Below are 22,835 nucleotides of genomic sequence, written 5' to 3'. Positions count from 1 at the left end.
CGTCCAGGTTGAATCGTGTCAGACCTTGACCTCGCCCTGTTCCGAAAAACCAAAGGGCAGAGGGACACCGCAAACGAGTCGCGATTATTCGATGTAATTGTAGGACAAAGCAAATCGATTCTGACCGGCTGCGCGGGTAGCTTTCGGAAAGCTTCGGTACTCATTAAAAAGAAGAGCCAACGGGATGCACACGGACGCGCTCATTCACCGAACCTACCGCCATCGTGTCCGTGCGTCGCTAGCTATGCCCCGGCTGTTGTGAATATTGACCATCCCCAGGGGAGAACGCATGGACATTGCCTCGTTCGTCTACAAGCGATACCTGTCGTCCGGTCAAACGACCAAACGAGCATGGAGCTTCGCGCGAAAGGTTCTGATCAAGCTCTTCAACGATCCGGCATGTTCGCTGCCGATACACGATGTTCAGCTGAAAATGCCGCTTTCTCATTTGCTTCCGGCGTACCTGCGGCAATTCCCAAATTACGATCGGCTGCCGCAAAGAATCAGCCGTTACGTCCACCAGAAACATGGACGTCTCAATTGCGTTGATGTGGGCGCGAATATCGGCGATACGTTGGCTGCGTTTTACACGAACGAGACGGATGCTTTCCTCGCCATCGAACCAAACCCCAAGTTTCAAGCGTTCCTAACTGAGAATTGGGGCTGGAATCAGAACGTCAAGATTGTTTCGGAAATCTGTTCCGATTACAGCGAGGAGGGCACGTTTGCCATCCACGAGAAGAGCGGCACGGCATCGATCCGTCAATCGCAGGAAGGAGCAACGATGCGTCGCAGGCCGTTAGATGCCATTCTGAGTGACCACCCTTTTTCGGGAACCGTTGACGTCCTGAAGGTTGACACCGATGGCCATGATTTTGAAGTCATCAACGGGGCCACCGAGTTGATTTCGAAACAACACCCCATGGTGCTCCTGGAATGTGACTCCTTTGGCAACACCGATTACGTAGATCAATGCCTTCAAACACTTCGATTGTTCGAGGAGTCTGGCTATAGGCAATTCTTGCTCTACGACAATTTTGGGCAGCTGATGGGGAAGCACCAGTTGTCAGATCTCTCTTCCTTTCGGAATCTGTTGTTCTATCAGCTGACATCAAGCTTCTTCTACTTTGACATTCTCCTGATTCAGGATGAAGACTTCGCTGCGTTCTACCAAAGCGAGATAGACTATTTCGTCGCGAAGATGTCCGATGAGTCGCTACGGCCGACGGCATCGTCGGCTGCTTCCCTTTTGCATCACGGCTGATAAAGCCAGCTGATTGGGACACGCGTGACTTGGAGCGAGTTGAGTCCGGGGTACTCGCAATGTGCCAACAGGACGTGGTCGTCAACAAACTCGATCGCGGTGTAGCAGTACCAGCCGCGGGGATCGGTGCCAAGGTGTTGTGCGTGCTGCCAAGTGACACCATGGTCCTTGGAAATGGCCGTCGAAAACGGGCGACGACCAATCGGCTTTTCGGCGGCCAGCGGATCAGCACCGTTGTTCCAAACCAGCAACAGGTCATCCGTCTCGGGAATCCGCTCAATGGAAGCGGGTGAGGTCGTCGGTTGAGTGATCTCCGATCGCTTCAAATCGCTCCATGTGTCGCCACCATCATTTGAGCTGGAGGTCAGCTGACAATCTCGGCTGCGACAGAACATCAGCAGACCACCGCCGGCCAGTTCCACGACGCCGGGTTCCTGGGCCAATTGTTCGGATGTCAGCCTGCTCTTGCTTGCTCGCCATGACTTGCCTTGATCATCGGACAGGTAACAAACGATCTCGGCGGAGTTTCTGTGTTTCGGCCACCCCGCCTGATGGTGAACCGCCAGCGGAACAACCAATCGACCGCTTTCAAGTTGGATGACGCGATCATTGTTCAGCACGCGATAGCCCGGCGGTTCTGATGCCGTGACAGATGTCGGCGTGGACCATGTTTGACCTTCATCGCTACTGGTTCGCATGAGAATGTCATCCAGGAACGGGTACGCCGACCCTTCAGCACTGCGGTATTTCCGAATGTAGAAGAGTGCGATCCGACCATCGGACAGCCTCAGCAGCGAGACAGACATCAGGTTCGCATCACCATCCCTGCGGCCAATGATCGGCACATCCTGGTGGGTCCAGGTCTTCCCACCATCGGAAGAGTATCGCCCAACGAGTTCGGCGGGGGCATGGTCCCCCGTGCCGATGAACTTTGTGTACACCAACAACAGTCGACCATCTTTCAGTTTGATGAAATCACCCTCACTGTTTCGGCCGTTTCCGGGACGAGGTGCGATCCGCAGCGGTTTCTCCACTCCAGGTGGAACGCCCTCCGGTGGACGCTGCTGGGCAGATGACGCCGACGATTGGATCTCAACCAATCCAAGGTTTGCATCGGGGCGAGCCAAATGGAGAGACCCCTGGTGGCGGCCAGCGGAGTCTCGCGATCCCTTCGCAAACATCAGACGCTCGGAGCCCACTCCGACGATTCCCAACGCACAATTGAACTCGTGTCGTCCGAGCAGCTTGAATTTGGCATCCGTCTTCAACAGGATTGCTGGAGCTCCGTAGCAACCGAACCACCAGGCACCGTCGTGAAATGTTGCTGTCTGGATCCCTAGCTGAGTCCACTTGCTGTCGATCGTGTGTTTTTCGACGAACTGGAAATTCGCGTCGTACTCATAGACGTAGTTTTCCTGGACATCATCGGGAAGTCCGCCGACGACGTAGAAGCTGTCCTCCATCACGCCGATCCCACCGGCGCCATGAAACACTTCGGGGGTTTCGTGCTTGGTAAGCAATTCCAGTGTTTCGGCGTCATAGCAATAGACCCAGGAATCCGCGTGCCCTTCTGGATGATTGAACTGCCCGAGATTCACGGCAACAAACAGTCGCCCATCGTCGAAACAGAGATCCCCGTGGTGATCGGCGACAGGGACCGACTTGAGCACGTGGCCTTCGCGGTCGGTCTTCACCAACTTCGTCGTGAATGACCAGTAGATCGCCGTGTCGTGGTCCGTGCAGATTCCTTGCAAATGGCGTTCGTAGTTACCTTCGCACGTTACATCGCGGAATTGCAGGTTCCCGTTCGAGTCGTCTTCTGATTTGACCGGGGGAAGGAGGGACGTGAACGTCAACAGGAAGACGATGAAACCGGCGGAGTGGTGGCGAGTGAACATGGGGCATTTTGCGTGGAGGCGAACCGTGGAGGATGTGTCTTAGCCTACCCGAAGTTTGCCTACGTCGTTGGATGTAGCTGCCAACACGTGACACGGTCTGGTCGCACTGATCGCGTCATCAATCGTCGGCTTTCGCTTCGTGAAAGCAGCGTGGTTAGCGATCGAAGCATTGTCCTGGGTTGCAACGGGCCTCGTGCTAATGCCACGGGTACCCCAAAACCTCAGGGAAAACTTTTGCTGGATTTCTCCGCCATCGCGCTTGATCGGCGATTCTCAGTTGTCTTTGTCTGGTGGAGCAGCGGATTTGACCACCGGTAGGCATCCCGGCCACAATGATTGGATGCGGTGGGCCGGAGGGGCCGTTCGCTGTGTGATCTTGTCCTTACCGTTTCACGGGCGCGTTCGGCCATGCCAATCGATCTGCAACCGTCGGCGATCGTGCGTGACCGCTTGGATCGTCGCATTCGGTCGATGGTTCCTTCGACGGAAACGCGTTGCCCCGTTGCGCCCCCGGTGTGCCCTACCCCGGCATCATTCGACTCGGCTGCACCGGCTGATCGCGAATCACGGTCAGCGATGACAGGTCATGTTTCGGATCACGCGTTCACGGAACGGGTGCTACGCGACGCTCCGGCAGCGCTGATCAGTATCATCGCCCACCTGATCGGATTGATCTTGCTCGCGTTGCTCGTCACACGGTTCACGAAAGAGGAGGAGATCGTTTTGGTGGTGCAGCAGTCGCCAGAAACGACGGCATCCGCTTTGCAGTCCGTGGTGGTGGATCTGGAAATGCCTGACGTCCCACCACTAAAGGATTCACTGATTCCGGTCGAGTTGCCTCCGGCGGCCCCTGTCGCCCTCGGGCCCCCGTTGGACCTAGCGTCGAGACGGCTGTCGGCCGAAACGCCAAGTCTGGCGGATCTTTCACCGGATCTTGCCGGAAGGCTTCTTGACGCGCAAAAGTACGGGATCGAGATCGTCGTTGTGTTCGACAGCACCGGCAGCATGCGTGGCGAAATTGATGTGGTCAAGGACCAGATCCGTTTGATCAGCCGGGCGGTGCTGAACAAAATACCTGCCGCGCGATTCTCGCTGGTCTCTTACCGCGACCGTGGCGACCCCTTTCTGTTCCGAAAGCTTGACCTGGGGAGCGAAGTGGATTTGCTGCAGCGGTTCATGGACGAGACACGAGCGTCGGGCGGGGGCGACAGGCCCGAGGCCGTGCAGGCAGGCATGTACGTCGCGATGGAAAACGATTTCCGCACGGATGCGCAAAAGGTGATGTTGGTCTTCGGCGATGCACCTCCGCATGATCGCGACCTTCCGCGGTGCCTGCGGCTTGCCGATTCCTTTCGACGCAAAGGGAAGTCTCGAGTCCACACGATCACCTGCAAACAGCCATACCCCATGGAAGCGTTTTATGAAATCGCAAAAGCCGGAGGTGGCCACGCCTTTGTGCTATCGGAGGTGGAACAGCTGATGGAAGATATCCTGGTGCTCGCATTCGGCCAGGACCATCGTCGGGAAGTGCTGGAATTCTTTGAGCTTGATAAGTTGCGTTCCGTTCCCCAGCATTCCAACCGGCCATCCAATCAGCGACCTCGTCGCCGGCTTCGGCGTTCTTGACGGGAAGGGGTTTCTTGCAGCGTGCTTTCGAAACGTTACTTTTTAGCGTGACTTACCGTCTGCCGGCGACCGGTCATGTCCAACGAGAAGCCATCGAGTGAAGGCGACGATCGAAAACCTACACGCCGCTCATCGTTCCTGTTGAGCGGGCTGCTGATGATTTGGGGCAAGGCTGCGTGAATCACACGACAAGAATCCGCTGTTGAGGCCGCTGGTGTCATTCAAAGATCGTTTCCCGCTGGAAATTGAATTCGAAGTCGACCGAGAGCGATTGCTGCGGTACCTGCTGATCCAAGCGAGAATTGGCTGTTTCGGGCTGGTGCTGCCATTTGCGTTATGTTTCGCGGTTGCGTTCTTCAACTCGCATCTGGCTCCCTACCGCCCCGCTGGCTTCTGGTTTCAATTCGGCTGGCTGGTGATCTACCTGCTCGGTGGCGTTCTCGCGTGCGCCGCGTTCGGCGGCGTTCTATATTTCTCTTACTTCCAACCTTCGGCTCGATTGAAGGCCAAGAATTTGCGTCTGATGGTGGATGGGCCTTACCTGCGACTGGTGTCCGGCGGTTTTGTGGTCTTGGACCAACGGTTTCATTTCCGCGATGTGTCCTGCTACGCGACTTTGCAGGGACCACTTTTGCGACGCTGTTTGCTCAAGTCACTCTGCTTTCGGGTTCAAGCTCGCTCCACCGCACCACCGTTACGTGTCACGGGACTCGTCGATGCCGATCGAGTTCGAGATGTGCTGTGCGAGATCGATGCGTCACGCGAACTGGCGAATGTTTCATCTGACCAGTCCGGCATGACAAAGCCCGGCGAATCAAGTGTTTGAAGGACGGAGTATGCTCGACGTCTGACGGTTCCCACGCAAGTGAACCCGTCATGCGGATTGACGTATCGATCAGTTTCGTTCAGAGCCATGGGCACAGTCGGCTTCTGCTTTGGAACAGTGCCGATAGCCAACGGTGCTTTCACGGAGTGAAAGCCGACGATAGGAATCAAACGGCGCTGCGTCGTTGCTTGCCATTGCCGGTCGAAAGTCAAAACGGATGCTCGTAAGGCCTTAGCGTGGTACACTGGGTTGCTTGTCGCATGGCGTTGCTTGTTGCATGGCGGGCCCGTCGCGGGTGTAGTTCAATGGTAGAACACCAGCTTCCCAAGCTGGACACGAGGGTTCGATTCCCTTCACCCGCTTGTGCGAATAGGAGAGATGGTTCAGTGGGCACGCGGATCAAGAATCAATCCTCGACGTTTTCAATCGAGGCTGTCAGTTGGTCCAAAAGTGCGGCATCTTTCACGGAGTCGTGATTCGTCACACGGTGAGGGATGCCCGCATTGGTGGCGAGCCGTTCGAGGACGTTTTCTTCGTTGACGGCGCCGGTGTCGGTGAACGTTAATCGAATCCCCAGGAACCCCCGTCTGTCGGGCCAATCAGACAGCACCGAATCGATCACTGTCTCCGTCGGGTATGACGGTTTCGCCTGGGGCCCGCGGCCAATGAAGTCGGATGATGCAAGAACTTCGACCGCTTCGCCCTCAGCGCCGGCCCCGGCGGCGAAAGCTTCTTGCAGTGCGAATTGACGCGCCAAATGATTGATGATCGCCAGGGCGTCACGCGGTGTGATGCGACCGTCGTCATTGACGTCGTAGTCATACATCGTTTGGGACGGATCCACCGGACCGGTTTCCGCCGTGCGGATCATCTGGTTGATGACCAGCAACGCGTCGTGCGGCGAGACGACTCCGTTCAGATTGACGTCGAACGGAGTTCCCGCTGGGGAGGCGTTGACCCACGATCCGATCGCGGCGTCTGCCATCGTGGTTCCCAAGTCGTCGGTGATGCCGGAACCAGGCCCGTCCAGAGTCAGCGTGTAGGACCCGGGCGTGGAGGTGATCCGTGCCAGGTCGTGGAGCGTCCAGATCGATCCGTCGATCGTGGTCAATTGGACCTGATTGACCGCTAGCAAGTCAAAGCCGTCGTCGCGCCGCAGCGTCAAATCGGATAGATCGAATCCGTTGACCGGGCGATCGAAGACGATCGTCAAGGCGTCCACCGGCTCGGTTCGTGGATTTGGCGACACGTTCAAGATCAGCGTTTGGATTCCGGTCGGTTGGGGCAAGACCACGAGAGTGAATGCAGCCGTGTCCGAGCGATCGATTCCGCCGTGCAGCGTTCCGCCACCGTCGACCAGCTGAACCGTCACCCGGGCAGCGCCGTTGGCACCCGGCGCCGCGACAAAATTCAACTCGCCCGTGTGGGGATCGATCGTGGGCAGCTCACTGAATAGCGTCTTGTCCTTCTCGCTGACATTGACCTGGAAGTTCAGGAACTGTCCCGCCAGGTCCTCGAAGTAGCTTCCGGCGGTGATGTCCGAAGCCCAGGAGACGTTGTAGGATTGACCGCTTCCCGCTCGGACCAGTTTCGCTCCCGCAACAAAGTCGGGGGCATCGTTGACCGACAGGACCGTGACCTGGAAGCTTTCCGTGAACGTCAAACCGTTGTCGCCGGAGATCTCCAGGCTGATCGTTGCGGTTCCGTGGGCGTTCGGCTCCGGGGTGAACGTCAGCAGGTATTCGCCCGGCCGGCTGCCGGGGTCCAGGCTGATCGCCCGGTGCGCGAACAAGGCGGGATTGCTGGAAGCGACGGTGAAATCCAGCTCTCCGGCAAGCTGGCCGAATCGCTCGAAGAACAGCGGCAGCGTTCTGGTGGAATCATCCTCGGAAAGGAGCAGCGTGGGAGCTTGGTTAAGGGAAGGCAGCGACCCCGGCGTGCTACCGGATTCGTCCTGTGTGACACCGGTGTCGTCTTCAGGACCGCCCGTCGTCGACGCCGTGTTGGCATTGGAATTGATGTATCCGTCCCCGAGACCTTGCTGGTCCGGGTAGTCGGCATCGCTAATCGTGACGATTCCCAGCTCACCCCGCGGGTAGTCTTCCACTTTCACCGGTTCTCCGCCGGATTCCAGCGACCAGTCACGGAGGTAGTAAATGTTCTCCGTCGCGCCGGTCGAAATGGTCCAGCCGAAGTAAAGCGGCCTGCCGGGGCCGAACAACGCGTCCAGGTCGACATTTTGGGCGGTGACGGTCGGGCTTGCGGGTTTGGTCAGATCGTTAGTGAAGTAAACGTCAAGTTGCCCAAGGCTTCCGTCGTAATCAATCCAAACATGGCGGGTGTCCTGGTTGGGGCTGTCGGCCTGATTGAATGCAGAAACTGCGGCCATTGCCAGGCTGGATCCGCCCGCGAGCCCACCGGAGCTGATGTCGATACCGACGTGCGGTCCGGTCGCACCGTCGTCGTAAAGGCCGCCCGGCAAGCTGTCGAATTCAACCGCCAGGAAAGGCGTGCTGCCGTCAGTCGGCAATCCCAAACTTCCGCCGGGAACGCCCAGCAAATCGTTGCCCGTTGGCTGCAAGACGAACGTCATGCCTTCGCCGCCCGCCGTTCCGCCGGGGAAGTAGATGTCGATGGTCATGGTGGCGGAGAAGGAGCCGTCGCCGGCGAAGCTGACCGGTTGCTGCGACCAGGCACTGGCTGCCAGGTTTGTCGCGACGTTCCAGTTGTCGTTGAAGTTGACACCGTTGCCATCGTCCGTGACGACCGCGTCGCCGTTGGTCACCAGGCTGGTGACCGGGGATGCATCCGGTCCCGGTTGGTCCGAACCGCTGGCGACGCCCAGGTCGAATACAAACTCGGCCAGAGCGTCGCTATACGAATCAAACACCGTGGGGGTCTCGCTCTCGAATGGCATCGCATCGGTGTTGAACGCACCATCCCAGTCGATCAATCGGTCCGCGCCGGTATTGGCGATCAACACATCCAGGCCGCCTCCGCCGAATGCAACGTCGGGAAATCCGAACCCGTTGTCGTCTTCGACATCGGTGGCCAGATCGTCGTCCGCATTGAGGACATCGTCTCCCATCCCGCCAAAGAGTCGGTCATTGCCCGTGCCACCGACCAGCCAGTCGTTTCCGTCGCCGCCGAAGATGCGGTCCTTGCCGTCCTCCACACCGCCCGAGGTGTCAAAGGCCAGGATGGCCGGGTTGGACGTCAGCGGGTTGGCGACGTCGTAGTCGGCGAAGCGGCGGTGGGTGGGATCGTAACCCAATGTGTCGGCAGACGGCGGCACGCTGCCGTAATTGGCCGCGGTGGCTTCCGCACCGGAGAGCGCGTCATCGCCAAGGCCGCCGTGCAGGAAGTCGTCGCCAAGGCCGCCGAACAGAATGTCGTCTCCCGGATGATCCGTCGGCAACCCGATGAAGTCTTTCTGCAGCAGGCCGCCGATGTACTCGACCGTACCGGTGTTGTAACCGTCCAGCGAGAGCGTCAGTGGATCGCGTGCCACGTCGAGTCCGTTGAGCGGCTCGGCGGTACCGTTTCGGCTGGTCAGAATCAAACCGTTATCGCCGATCAAGGCGTCAACGCCGGTACCGCCGTAAAGCACATCGTTGCCGCTGCCGCCGATCAGGTCGTCGTCCTGACCGTCGCCAAAGAGCACGTCGTCGCCCAGTTGCCCGCGCAACTGGTCGTCCCCGTCGCCGCCGTGAAGGGTATCGTTGCCACCAACGTCCGGATCGAGTTCGCTGACCAGCCGAGGGCTCAGCAATTGGGTGTAGGCCATTTGATAGTTGAGCGTCACGTCGACCAGCTGAAAAATGGCGGCGTTGTCACCCACGATCACATCGGCGTGGCCCGTATGTCTGGTCGGGCTGTCGTCGCCGAGAGCATTTCGGTCGTCGGGAGTGCCCTCATCACCAAAGATCGTGTCGTTGCCATCGATTCTTTGATTTGCGTCCGTCAACCCGAACAGGTTGCTGCTTCCACCAATCAGGTCGTCCCGCCCAATGCCACCGACGATCGTGTCTGCCCCCCCACCGCCTTCGACGTAGTCGTTATCACTGTCCGTGACAACACCCGAGCCAAGTTCGTAGAGTTGTCGAACGCCATCGCTCGGCAGAGCACGGTCGTAGATGTTGAAGGCCGCGATGGCGCCCTTGAATTTCCCGAAACCGTTGAGTGCCCCGTTGTTGTCTCCTCCGATAGCGCTGATGAATCCACCCAGGCCGATGTCGTCGATACCGGCCCAGTGATTGAAGCCGGATTTACTGTCTTGCGCGACCGGGACACCGTCGACATAGAGGGTCAATGCCGTGTTCTGGTCCGCCGGGGCCAGGTCAACGACACCCACGACATGGATAAATTCGTCCCCTGTCGGAAGAGCCGACTCGACGAACAAGTTTTTCCCATTGTCGCCAAGGGTCAGTCGCAGCGAGCCCTGGTCAACCGCGAGCGAGGTGCCCGTCCCGGTTCCGCCAACTTCAAACACGATTTCCTTGCTGGACGGTGCGTCAATGCGAACCCAGATCTCGAAAGAAACGGGATCGTAGGTTCCATCGGGCCCGTCGCCGTTTGCGGGGAAGGTATCGACGGCCGACGCGGCTGCTGCGGCGTCGCCGGCGAATTCAAACGCCGCTTGGATCGCCGGGTAACGGCCGTCAATGCCGGTCAGCCGTGTCGCGGAGAAAGGCAGCTCCCAATTGAAGCCATTGACACGCGCAATGCTCGGCTCCCATATCCCGTCCGAATTGTCGTCCTTCAAGGCGTCGTAGGAAAGCAACGGATCAGCAAAACTGGGGTCCAACGCTGCCGGATGCTGATCGGGGTCACCGCTGGCGTTGATGTTGTCGTCACCCAATTGGCCGAAGATCTGGTCGTCCCCGAGACCACCAATGATGGTGTCGTTTCCGTACAGGCTGGGATCCGTGCTGCCGGAGTGATCCAGGATGGTGATTTCGTAGTTCGCCGTCCCAGCATTCTGTGGTTCATCGCCGACATTGGGGCTGCCGGTCGCGGGGTCGTACAACGTGTTGCCAGACAACTCACGAAAACGAGCGTTTGAGCTGGACGGAACAATGACGGCGTTGTCGCCGGCGATAACGTCGTCACCCGCCCCGCCGTCGATGATGTCGTCGCCATCTGCGACGCCGGCGGTTGGACTTCCGCCGATTAAGACATCGGCCTGATCGGAACCGGTCAGCGTGTCGTCGCCGGCGCCGCCGTAGACCGTGACAAACTGTCCGCTGCCGCTGGCGTCGATGACATCGTTTCCGGCAAGTCCGAAAACCTCCAGTTGACCGCTTTCATTGGACGGCGCGGTGATTGTTACCTGATCCTTGCCGGCGCCGCCGTACAGCCGCGTCGTGTTGATCGTTGCCGCCGAATCACTGACTTCGTCCGGGCCAGCCGCTCGGTTCCTGGCGATTTGACCTTCGGTCAGAGCGACATCATAAATGCGGAACTCGTCATAGATGCCCGAGAAAATTGGATCGTTGCTGTACTGCGAACGGCCGAGCCAATTGTTGACGTCGTGGAAGTTCCGCAAATCCAGATTCGCCTGAAGTTCGTTGCCGCCTAACAGCACGCCGTCAAGGAACAAATACATCGACCCGTTCGCGCCGTAGGAGGTGTCGGTGTGATCGAAAACGGCCACGACGTGAGCTTGCTGACCGTTCGGGAAAGGCCCGGTCAGGCCGACTTCCGGCTCTCCCGCATTGGTGGCCGGGTGATTGACCGCTGCCAGACCATTGCTGAAGGGGGACGCGTTCGGCGAGACCAAGATCCAGTCGGAGTTGACCCCGGAAGTCGGATTGTCTTCGCCGCCTTCACTGGTACCGAAGTCACCCAAACGCTGCCAAACGAGCGTCTGGGAGACCGTCGCCCACCACTCCAACGACACGGCCCCGACGGTCCCGGTGTTGACCGCCCCGGAGATAATGCCGTTTGGCAAATCGACGTAAGCATCCTCGGTGACGCTGCCAGACATCTGGCCGGTATTGGCCGACAGGTCCAGTGTGCCGTCAGTGAATACGGCGTTTTGCATTGTGCCGGCGTCAACGATCGATGCACCCAGGCCGCCGACCGAATCGCTGGCGTCATTCGTGAAGCTGTAGCGGTGTTTCGGCGCCGCCGATGACTCCGGCGAATAAATGCCGTTGACATCGATCACGCTGCCGGGATCGTTGCCATGAATGTCCAGTCCAAGTGCGAAGCTGCCCCCGGTCGCGCTGTAAGCGATTTCATTTGGCGCCAGATTCACGACCGAATCAGCGTTCAGCTGTACATTCAGCCCGCCAAAAACTTGGCCGAACACAAGGCTGCCCGAATTGTCGATGACAAGTTGGTTGCTGCCCGTGCCGGCATCGACTTCCAATTTGCCCTGCAGACTGTCGAGGTTGCCAAGACGGCCGGTCACGTCAATGCGGTCTGTCCCGTCACCGGTATTCAGTTGCGTGACGACGCCGCCCAACGTGCGTTCCACCGTGACCGCGTCATCGGTCGCGCCCAGGTCGAATGAAACCGTGCCGGCGGATCCCTGGTAACGGGTTTGGATACCGAGTGAGTTGTCGTTGGCATCAAAGAGTTCGGTCTCTAGCACGGCAAATGGAGTGGCGGTACTGGGATTGCCGTAGGATTTCATCAACTGCCCGGCGCCGTTGTAGATTCCCAGGTGACCTTGGCTAGTCAGTTGAAAGTCCCTTCCGCCCAGCCCGCCATTGCGGTGTTCGCCGTCGGCGGTGTCGGAGGCCCAGACAACGCTGTTGTCCGCAGCGTGAAGGACGAGGTTGCCGTCGTTCTGGTATCCCCCATACGCTGCGGCCAATGTGTTCCCGGATTTCCAAACTTCGTTGCCACTGGCGTCGCGGACATACAGCCATCCGTCCGATTCGAGTGCCAAAGTGAATTCGCCGGCGGTCATGAGCACGGGGTTTCCGATACTGAAAGCCCCGGCACGATCGAAGTGGTCCGTGGTCACCTCCTGCAGGTTGGGATCCAACAGCACCGTCGACAAAGTGCTTTTCGTAGACGTGGCTAGCCCGGCAATGCCAATGGTGTCCACACCGCCCGTTTCAATCGATTCACTCGAGACAGCGATCTTGGCCTGTTTCGCGAGCGAACGGTCAACATCCAGCAGGACCGGTTGGGGTGCCGAGGCCACCGCGGGATGACCGGTGCTGTTGATGGCGTACTGGATGGGAGGCGCAAAGCCAACTTCGAATCCGTTCGCATCGGTCCACAACGGCGTCGAACCCGCATCACTGGCATCCGCCTGGATGTAAGACACCGAAGGCAGGCCCCCAAAGACACCAGACTGACTGGGCGCGAACAGAAGGTCAATCGTCTCGGTGACGTGAGCTGTCTCTGAATCACCGTACTGGTCCTCGTTGACCCGGACAGACAGTTGAGCTTCGCTGCTCAGATTGACATCCGTCACGACCGGATCTGTTCCGGCGAACGTCGCGATCGAAGCGAGCAGACTGGGAAGCTCGGTGAAACCAAAACTGCTCAGTGGGTAGTTGGTGAGGACGTCGCTCGCCTGCGTTTGGCCGCTGGCGAGCAATTGGCCGGGCTGCGGTGCTGCCGGACTGACCGCCAGCCAACCGATCGTCTCCGGAGAAACCGGGGTGTTGGCACTCGTGTTCAGACCCTGCTCCTGGTCCAAAGTCACCTCAAATCCCGTCGTTGAGACCGCCTGCTGACGCGTGTGCAAGTACGGATACGAAATGCTGTACTCGATGGTCAATTGCGGCTGCTTGGCCGGCGCCGATGTGTCGTTGTTGGAGATGAAGTAGGTTGCCCAGTTGTAGTTGCCGCTCGTCCGCGTCAGGAAGAACGAGACTCTGTTGTTCGTGTTGTCCTGGACGAACTTTGTGATCCCGTCCGATGAGTACTCGGTGAGGTCATATTCGCCCTTCGTGCGAGAGAACTCCAACAGGTCCTGAACGTTCGGCGTATTCGGATCGGGGTCGTAGAGATTGGAGCTGTTCGTGTTGACACCATTGACATTGTTGGCGAGTGTCTGGCTGAGCGCTTTATTTGCGGCACTGTTGTTGAGGTTCTGCGTGCCGCTGATGGTGTCCTCGTCGAACCCTTCGAAGATCGCGGTATCCGAGATGCCCCAAAGCTTGAAGTTCGCCGTGAAGTTTCCTGGCACGGGCGGGATCGAAACGGGACCGGAATCTCCCGGAAAGGTGTTGCCGAAGTTATTCGCGGCCCAGTAAACCGACGCCGAGACAACTTCGACGTTGTCACTGGTCGCATCCGGCGCCCCGGTCAGATCGAATTCCGTCATCAGCGGCGCCGCCGCCAAATACTGAGCGTCGTTGAAAAACACAAGGTTCTCTGTCGCCTTGCCCTGTGGGGCATTCGAAAACACTTGCGAAACGTAGCTGGAAACGGTCGCGTCGTTGCTGGCCTTGAACGTGCGCGTGACAAGATTCTGACCCGGAAGCCCCTGCACCTGGGTAAACACTCGGGGCGCCTGCGAAAACGCCTGATCGAACGTGACCGTTTCGAAGCCAACGCCACTGAGCTTCTGTGTTTCCAGCGTGCCCACATCCACCACCGTGCCATCGGGCAATGAATAACGACCCGCCTCGAACACGAAGTAGCTGATCGAAGCCGATTCCGTCTTGTGGACCGAGTCCTCGGACTCAAGCAGTTGCAACGAGAAACCCGTGTCGGTGATGTTTCCGACCCGGACCGTCGACGGGTTTGTGTTGGTCGTGGGAGTAGCAAAGATGACCGGGTTGAAGTACTTTCGTTTGAAGGCGATCGTCAACGGCTCATCCTCGGCCGCGACGCCGTTGACGGTTCCGTATTCTCCGCGAGCTTGATCGAGATTGAACAGTTCGAATTGTTCCGCTTCGCCGATCGTCGTGGCGTCCGCAAACAGGCCGGAACTGGTGACGCGGACGAAGCCGGCGCCGTCAGCGGTCTGCAACGCGATTTTGTTGTCTCCCAAAGCGATCACGCGAAAAGTTGTCGCCGGCCCGACCACGAGCAGTTTGTTGGAAGGCTGCACATGGACGTCGTACCCTGTGGAACTGCTGATCGTGACGTGTCCGTAACCCTGACCCGTCTGCGGATCGTACTGGGGCCGAATTTTCCATTTCTCCATCGCGCCAATGGTGTCGGCCGTCGCGATCGGTCCGGCAACACCCTCGCTGATCGCCTTGCCGTTGGACGCCGCGATGGCGTAGACCGGCGCGTCGCCAAGTTCGCCGGAAAAGATCGGCGCAAGGTCCTCCATCGGATTCGGAATCGCCAGCGCCGGGTTCGCGGTCTTGACGACGACACCGCCATCAAGGCGGCGAAGGTACAGCGGCACCGCACTAGCGTTGTCCATGTCGGTGACGTAGTACGGAATGCCCGACGATGGGTTGGTCGTGGCCGCACCGGAGGTCGGGTTGACCCACAACAGGTTCTCGTCCGCGTCGGTGCCCTGAACCCCGCGTTCCTGCACGCCACTGAGTTGCAGTTCGTCTTCGACCAGCGTGCCCGATAACGAATCGATCACCGCCGACTGGACGTAAACCTCGCTGGTGTTGGCATCCTCAAATACCAGCGGTCCAAACGTGCTCGCCGCAAAGCTGAAACGCGGATCGACGACGGCCGGTTGCAGCACGTCCAGCGTCGCAACGCCGGGTGGCGGTTTGAGCGCGGTGGTATCGTAGGAAATCAAGCTGGGCGTGGTGCCCGCATCAAGAAACTTGCCGACGAATCGAATTTGCCAGGGATTGTCGATGCTGCCGTCGCCGCTGACGTTGGTATTGCTCGGACCAATTCCCGGTAGTTTCTCGAGGGCCGCTTTGACCTCATCGGCTGAGACGTTGAAATCCAGCGGCTGCGCGACCGTTGCTCCTCCGTAGCTCAGGCTGAACGTCCCCGAACCGGCATCGGCCCCGAATCGCTGTTGGACGGGAAGTTGGCTGCTGTCCAAACCGCCCAGCGAATCAGGCCACTGCAGCAGGTTCGGGTTCAGCGCCGGATCGTTGGCCGTGTCCACGAGCGTCTGCGGTGGACTGGCCAGCAGAGCTGCCTGCTCCGAATTCAGATCAGCCGCCGTCAACGTGCGAACCGTTTCCCCGATGTGGGCAGCACCCTGGAAATCGATGTTGCCCAGCAGCGGGTCGCCCTGCAGCGACGGGGCGATCATCACGGTGTCGCTTCCGGCCCCGCCCAGAATCGTCACGAGCCCGCCAGCGGTGCTGCCCTGGGCCCGGTCCACCAGGGCGTTGACATTGACCTGGTCATCGCCCGGCCCCAGCACCAGCGTCAAATCGGTTTCTGACAGCCCGACATCCAGGTTCACCACGTCGTTTGGAGCGGACAGGCCGTCGTCGCCCAAGCGAACTTCGATTCTTTCCAGCGTGCGGAACTCCAAGTCGAACAATCCGGGCGCGGCGACCGCCGTCAACCCGTCGATACCGACAATGGTCCTGCCGCCGAACCCGAACGCACGCGCGATGGCCGGATAGCTCGCGCTCGTCACGGCTTCGGATTGGACGTCGCCGGCGAGATCCAGATCGAAGCCGGTCAGGACGGTACTGTTTTGCCACACATAGTTGGTGAAGCCTGGATCGAGAGCGGAATCGTAGTTCAACAGCGGACGATAGTTCAGCCGGGCAAAGGAATCGGAGATCTGCTGACTCGAGAGCGCTTCGTTGAACAGGCGAAGTTCCGCGATGTCGCCGGTGAAGTCTCTCAGGTTCGACGGTTGAAAGAAGCCGCCAAGTTCGCCGCCGATCTGAGCCAAGCCCATCGCGCTATCATCGGTCCACTGCTGCAGGTCCCCAAAAGACTTGCTTCCGGCGAGAGTCCCGTCGGTGTAAAGCAGCAATTTGCCATCACCCTGATCATCGAAGTCGATCACCGCGACGACCTGGGTAAAGTCGCTGGTATTGAGATTGGCCGCCACCTGAACGTCAATCGGATTGTCGCTGCTGTCCAACCCACGCAAGGAGAGCACAACCGTATTGGAAGACTGAATGAGGGAAACTCCGTTGGTCTCGCTGCCCACTTCGAAGATGAGCTTTTGCCCCGAAAAGTTGTCGGGGCGTACCAAGGCTTCCACGCTGACCGGTTGGCGTGTCGGGTCGATCGCCACCTGGGAAGCCAGTCCCGACAAACCCGTGACGATGCCTCCACCGGTCCCCGCGAACTCGTAGGCCGCTGTGATCGCGTCGTATTGGCTGGTAATCGACGTGGACCGCTGGACCGTGTTGTCCAGAAGCCAGTCGAAAATGCGCAATTGTGTGGTCGTCTGCCATTCGCGATCGGCGTCCTTGTCGGCCGCGGCGTCGTAGTTCAACGCGGTGGCGGGAATGCTTCCTAGGGCTAGCAGTTCGTTTACGGCCGACTGGCCCAAGGCCTCGCCGTAAACGCGGAACGCGGCCACTTCGCCTTCGAAATCGCCTGCGTCGCTGATATCGACGAAACTGCCCTGGGTGCTGGAGGACTTGCCTCCGCCGAGAGCGCCGTTGACTTTCGCCAGACCGAAGCCATCGGAGCCGCTCCAGAACGTGATCGGGTTGATTGACCGCTGGTATTGCTGACCGTTGACGTACAGGCTCATCGACGGCGCACCTGTGTCGACCGCTGCCACCACGTGGGCAAACTCGTCGGAGAGATCGAAGGGTGCGGACAGCTGATAGGTCTGACCCGGCGCGTTGCCGTTGACGATCGTGTAGTGCAGCGCTCCGTCCTTGAACACCAGCGAACTGCCGTCGGTTAATCCGCCTGCTTCCCACAGCACCGCATTTTCGAGCGAAAGACTCGGCTGAAACCACATTTCAAAAGTTGCCGAGTTGCCATGCGCTCCATCCGGCAAGTCTCCCAGGCTGCGACCGACAGCGCCGGAATTGGTGCGCGTCGCGACAGTCAGCGTCTTCGCCGCGGCTTCCTTGTCGTGCACGATTAATTGATCGCCGTCGACCTCTTCGCCCGCGCCGCCGATGATGCTGACGCGGCCCTCGAAAATCGACACGTCGTATTGGGAATCAACCTGCAACGCGAACGCCGGCTGCTTGATGATCACCGGCGCCGGTGTCACGGGGGTTGGCGGCGGCAGCACTTCTTTGCCGACTCGGTACACCGCCGCGGCGGGTTCAAACGTGATGGTGACCGAACCGGTGTCCAGGACGATCGTGTTGCCTTTGTTGATATACGCCGCACCCTGCTTGGTGAACGTCGCATTGTCGAGCGCCAGAGTCCGGCTGATGAAATCGTCAATGCCCGGAGCGATCGGCAAGCTGGCGGGATCGCCGGCCGGATCACCGAGAATGAAGTCGTCGTACTTGTTGCGGTCGATGAATCCCCATTGGGCGGTCAAATAGCGGGTGATCTGATCGTCGATGACCGCGGGAGGCGGATCGATCAAGCCGCCGTTGGTGTTGTACAGGTTGAACCCGTCGTCACCGGCAAGCTTGTCGGCCGACACGGTGAAGCTGATCGGTGAAGTATCGACATTGACGTACTGGTACTCCACGATCGGGTTCGGGTTCTGGACGAACACGACCGGAGGCTGGTACGTCGTCTCGGACTCGTCGAACAGGAGGGCCGGAGGCTGTCCGCCGAAGTGAAACGTATCGTCGCCGCTGCCGCCATCGATTGAAATGTCGACGTCGGCCGCGCTGCCGAGAATCCAGACCGTGTCGTTGCCGCTGGACGTATCCAGTTCCACGTTCTCCACACCAGAAAACGTCGTGAATCGCCCGGCCCCGGCGACGTAATTGGGGCCGAGAATGAATTCGTCGTCGATCGCCGTTCCTTCCAGAACCAGGGTGTCGTTGCCGCTGCCGCCACTGATCACCACCGGAGCATTCTTCAAGTAGCGATAGTTGTTGTTCCCTTCGCCACCGGAAATGGTGTTCAGGTTCAATACCTCGTTGCCATCGCTAATCGTCAAGAACGTGTTGATGACGAACCGGTCGTCGTCCTCGCCGCCACTGAGGAACAGTTTCGCGACGTTGTGATTGACTTCGAAATCGTCGTCGCCGAAGCCGCCGTAGACGACCATCGTCTGCGACACGCCACTGGTCATGTTGTCCGGGTCGACGACCGGGACGCCGTTGTCGTCCAATTTGGTTGGCACCGTGGCCGAGATGAAATCGTCATCGCCGGCGCCCAGGTCGACGCGGGCGAGCACTTCCGTGTTATCGGTCTTGACCGTGTCGTTGCCGGCGCCGGTATCAATCTGCATTCGCTCGATGTTGACGAACGTCACCCGGTCTTTGGTCTGGCTCTGCAGCGCGCCGGAACTGATCAGTCCCGTGCCCGGACCGTTGGTCGCGTTGAGTTCGATGTTGTCAGCCAGACTTGAACCGAAGACGTAGACTTCGTCAAAGCCCTCGGCGCCCGACTCGACGATGTTCACCGTCAGCCCCGTATCACCACGGAGATTGAGGATGTAGTACTCGTTGAGTACCGTCTCTGTGTTTTCGACCAGCGCATTGTTGTTGTTGCCCGCGGTGTCCAACGTGACCTGCTGAACCCAATCGCTCACGGCGATGGTCGTGTTTTGCTGGAGAATCGCCAGGTCGGCGATGTCGTTCAGATTGCGAAGCGAAGCGTCACCCGCGGTGTCAATGACGACGTTCACGGCATTTTCCTGGTCGTTGACCACCAGAATGTTGTTGCCGTCGCCCCCGGTCAAACTGGCGCTTTCAAAGATCGCCAGTCCGCTGGGTGCATCGATGAGCGACTCGACTTGCAGGACGCGGGCCAGCCCCGATGCCGAATCGGTATAGTTGCTGAGGTAGTAGTTGACCGGATCTTGCAGCGGCGTGATGACGGGCGCCGCGAAGTCGGCCGAGGCCGGAGGCTGTTGTGCATCGTAGGTGCCGTTGGCCTGGCGGAATTCGGTGCCACCCGCCCCGCCGACCATCTTGCCGACTACCAGCGTATCGCCGAACAGCGACATGTCGGCGTCCTGCACCTCGACCAGCGTGTCGTTCCCGCCGTTGTCCAAGAAGACGTCCGTGCCGGCAAATCCGGTGTAAGTGTCGTCCCCCAGTCCGCCGTTCAGGACGTCTTTCCAGGCGGTTCCGAGAAGGATGTCGTTGCCTTCTCCGCCCTGCAACGTCACCGCGATCCTGTCCACATCGACCGGGGTGTTGCTGGCGTCGAGCGTATCATTCCCCTTGCCTGCTTCGATCAGGATGGAGTCCTTTTCGTCGTCGCCCGTGTCGTCGAAGCGGAACGCGTTGAGTAGGTAGAACTTCGTCGTGGTCGTCGCCAGGTTGGTGACTTCGATCGCGTCGGAGTTGCTGCTGCCGAAGATCTTGAAACTGTCCGCGGTATCGGCGCCGACAAAGGTGACCTGGTCAGCGGCCCCGTCGCCCTCGCCGACAATCTGATTGAGCGTGACTTGGCGCGTCCCGGTCTCCCTGGCCACCTGGAAATTGGTGACGTTGCCACCGATGTCGCGAGTGCCAAATAGCACCTGGAAGGGATCGTTGAACGTGCCGCTGCCGTCGACGGTCAGTTCGGTCAGAACAGCGGTGTCGTCGTCATCATTCTCTGATCGGATCAACAACGCTTCGAGTGCCGTTTTGACATCGTCGGCACTGGCGTTCCACGGCAAGGCGTCCGTGGTCTCGCCGTTGAGCACCAAGCGATAGAATCCGGCGTCGGCGGTGTGGTACAGCGTCTGAAGCTCCGCCGAACCGTTGCCGTTGCGGCTCGGTACGTTCCCAATCTTTACCGCGTCATTGCCCGATGCGGTGATCAGCGGCACGTCTTGTCCGCCCAACGGGCCGGTGAAGCGAACCGTCCAGGGGCGAGCCTTGGTTCCCAGTCCGCCGGTGACGATGATGCTTCCGTCGGGCACCGTACCGAGTGCGGAGAGCGCCTGCTGGAGGTCGGCCGCGCTGACGTTTTTCTGTAACAGCATGGATGTCGATGCGCCGCGGAAGCTCAGTGTGAACTGCTGGTTCAACCCGGTCGTGTCAACGTAGATCTCCTGAATCTCGTCGCCACCACCGAGGACCGTTGTGACGACCTGCGCCTGAGCCTGGACGACACCACTGAGCGGCCCCGGCTTGGTCAGATTGGTCGTATCCACTTCAAGCAATTGCTGGTCGGTGGATGCCAGTCTGCCGCGGAATGTGATCAGGTAGTCGGAGGAATCATCCGATTGCGACTGCACTTGGACGTTCGCCAGCGTCTCGCCATTTTCGGTCACGAAAGTGCCGACCGTTGCCAGGTTGCCCAAAGCCGTTTCGATCAGCAGCGCGCGATAGTCGTTGACGGTTGCGTTCGGATTGTCGTTGATGAACGCCATGTAGTCTGAGCCGGACGTATCGACGTCATAGTCGATGTCGTCGGTCGCCACGCCCATGAACGATACCGTGAATGTCCCAGCGGTACCGTCATGCGTCAGGTTCTGTACGGCGCTGGGGTTGAAGCCTTGGTTGAACGTGTCGGCGACCAGTCGAGAAGGAGCGGCGCTGACGGATTTCACCTCGGGTGTGCCAACGATGCCGACTACTTGGCCGACGTTCCGCGTGAAATCCAGCTGGTAGTATTGCTCGTTAAGCTCGGTGATGCCGGACAAGTCGAACAGCTGCGTGATGGTGTCGCTATCGAGTGCTTTGTCGTAGAGTCGGAAGACGGCAATCTCGCCGGTGAAATTCCCGTAGTTGTCCAGTGACTTGTCGTTGTTGCCCCCGATGGCATTGGCCGGTCCGCCAATTCCCTGATTGTCGATTCCGGCCCAGTGCCCGAAGCCCGCCAGAGATTCGGTGCCTGCCAGTTGGCCGTCAACGTACAGGCTGAGCTTGGTCGGGTCGGTCTGGGCAGCGAGGTCGATAATCCCGACGATATGGACGAATTCGTCGACGCTGGTGAGTTCATGGGATACCTGAAGCTTGTTGCCAAGGTCGCCCAGGGTGAACAGCAGCGTCCGGTTGTTGAGGGCGAAGGAAACACCGGTGCCGGTACCGCCAGCTTCGAAAATGATCGACCGCGCGTTGATATCGGCTGGTCGGACCCAGAATTCGAAAGAAGCCGGCTGGTAGCTGGCATCTTGCACCCCCATTCCGGGCAGCTGCGTGACGTTCTTGACGGATCCGCCACCAGAGCCGTTGAACCGATATGCGGACTGGATTCCCGGATAAACCGTGGTCGGATTGGCTTCAAACTCAACCGAGCTATTCAATGCCCATTGGTAACCCGACACTCTCGGGTTGCTCGGCTGCCAGACGCTGTCACGCGTGCCGTCCAAGGCGGTGTCGTAGTTCAGCAGCGGATCGGCAAAGCTGGGGTCCATCGGCTGAACATTTCTTTCGACCGGCGTCACGGTGATCACTTGAATCCCGGTCGCCGAGATCAATTCGTCCTGGATATCTTCGACCGACGCGTCGTGAGCGATCAGACCCGTCGTGGCGACGCCGCCGCCCTCGAGCGTGGTCACGAGCGCCGAGACGTCACCGGCGGAATGTGTCAACAGGCTGAAGTCGCCGGTCAGGGCGGACAGGTTTAAGTCGGCGAGGTCACCGACGAATTCCAGTTCCCAGACGCCCGTACCGGTGATGGTCACGTCGACGTTGGGCCCGATCGGCTGGATGTCCAGTGAGACGTCGTCGCCCGCGCGTTGCAGAAGGGCACGATTGACGCTGGCTCGATCACCGTTGTTATCCAGCAGATCCACGGTGATGGCCTGAATCAGTGGCGGGTTCTCCCCGAGCAGGCCGCCGCCGTACGTGATCACGAAATCATCGCTGCTGCCGGTCACCGCCGCCGACGGCACCTCGCCGTTCGTACCCGAGGGTAAACCGGCCAGCAGATCGTTCAACGTGGATTCGATGATGCCGACGTCCGCGTCCCAGTCGATGTCCGCCGTCTGCATGCCATCATAGACAAGCTTGTAGGTCCCACTCGCACCGGTGTGACTGACGGCGACCGCCTGATTCGCTGCGGACGCGCTGATCTCCGGACTGTTCGGGTAGGCCAATGACTCAGCGAACGTCGCGACGAAGGGGGCAGCCACGGTGCCCTGACCGCCAACGCCGACGGAACCTGCGCCATAGTAGTTGTCGAAAGCCGTTTGGATCGCCGCCGCGTCGGCACCGGCATCAAAGTAAAAGGTTGTGTCGGGCGTGGTGAGTGCGAAATCGACAGGCGCGCCGGACCATGAAAGCTGTTGAATCCCCTCGTTCGCGCCGATCAACGGAAGTGCCGCCAAGGCTTTTTCCACGTCATCGGCCGTGGCGTC

At 59.4% G+C, this 22,835-nt stretch carries 5 protein-coding genes and 1 tRNA gene (1 of these 6 cut by a window edge); 4 read left to right on the top strand and 2 right to left on the bottom strand.

What is annotated here, in order from left to right:
• Window positions 1-289 precede the first annotated feature (289 nt).
• The gene (locus FYK55_RS12315; RefSeq protein ID WP_150076727.1) at window positions 290-1,264 is read left to right on the top strand and encodes an FkbM family methyltransferase; all 975 of its coding nucleotides are present in this window, start codon (window positions 290-292) and stop codon (window positions 1,262-1,264) included.
• Here the strand turns inward: FYK55_RS12315 and FYK55_RS29710 are convergent.
• On the bottom strand, window positions 1,255-3,162 hold the full coding sequence (locus tag FYK55_RS29710; protein WP_235908639.1) for a sialidase family protein: 1,908 nt from the start codon (window positions 3,160-3,162) through the stop codon (window positions 1,255-1,257). The genes FYK55_RS12315 and FYK55_RS29710 overlap by 10 nt on opposite strands.
• A 576-nt stretch (window positions 3,163-3,738) precedes the next feature.
• Here FYK55_RS29710 and FYK55_RS12305 point away from each other — a divergent pair.
• The 3 genes from FYK55_RS12305 (at window position 3,739) to FYK55_RS12295 (ending at window position 5,976) form a co-directional block, all read left to right on the top strand.
• A complete protein-coding gene (locus tag FYK55_RS12305; RefSeq protein ID WP_161604466.1) occupies window positions 3,739-4,788 on the top strand; it encodes a vWA domain-containing protein in 1,050 nt (349 codons plus the stop codon).
• A 214-nt stretch (window positions 4,789-5,002) separates the two neighbouring features.
• Window positions 5,003-5,614 carry a hypothetical protein gene (locus FYK55_RS12300; RefSeq protein WP_150076725.1) on the top strand — a complete coding sequence of 204 codons (612 nt, stop codon included), beginning with the start codon at window positions 5,003-5,005 and terminating at the stop codon, window positions 5,612-5,614.
• 291 nt (window positions 5,615-5,905) lie between these two features.
• A tRNA-Gly gene (locus tag FYK55_RS12295) sits at window positions 5,906-5,976 on the top strand.
• 44 nt (window positions 5,977-6,020) lie between these two features.
• Here the strand turns inward: FYK55_RS12295 and FYK55_RS29985 are convergent.
• Window positions 6,021-22,835 carry the 3' end of a LamG-like jellyroll fold domain-containing protein gene (locus FYK55_RS29985; RefSeq protein ID WP_150076724.1) on the bottom strand. The gene runs 18,915 nt beyond the window's last position, so only the last 16,815 of its 35,730 coding nucleotides appear in the window; the start codon falls outside the window, past its right edge; it ends in the stop codon at window positions 6,021-6,023.

It is taken from the genome of Roseiconus nitratireducens, assembly GCF_008629675.1.
Lineage (GTDB): Bacteria > Planctomycetota > Planctomycetia > Pirellulales > Pirellulaceae > Stieleria > Stieleria nitratireducens.
Note: the sequence above shows the minus strand (reverse complement) of the source record. Positions and strands in the feature narration are given on the sequence as shown.

Excerpts from the sequence above, each read along its gene's own strand:
- FYK55_RS12315 (WP_150076727.1), top strand. The coding sequence starts at position 290 with ATGGACATTGCCTCGTTCGTCTACAAGCGATACCTGTCGTCCGGTCAA.
- FYK55_RS29710 (WP_235908639.1), bottom strand. The coding sequence starts at position 3,162 with ATGTTCACTCGCCACCACTCCGCCGGTTTCATCGTCTTCCTGTTGACG.
- FYK55_RS12305 (WP_161604466.1), top strand. The coding sequence starts at position 3,739 with ATGACAGGTCATGTTTCGGATCACGCGTTCACGGAACGGGTGCTACGC.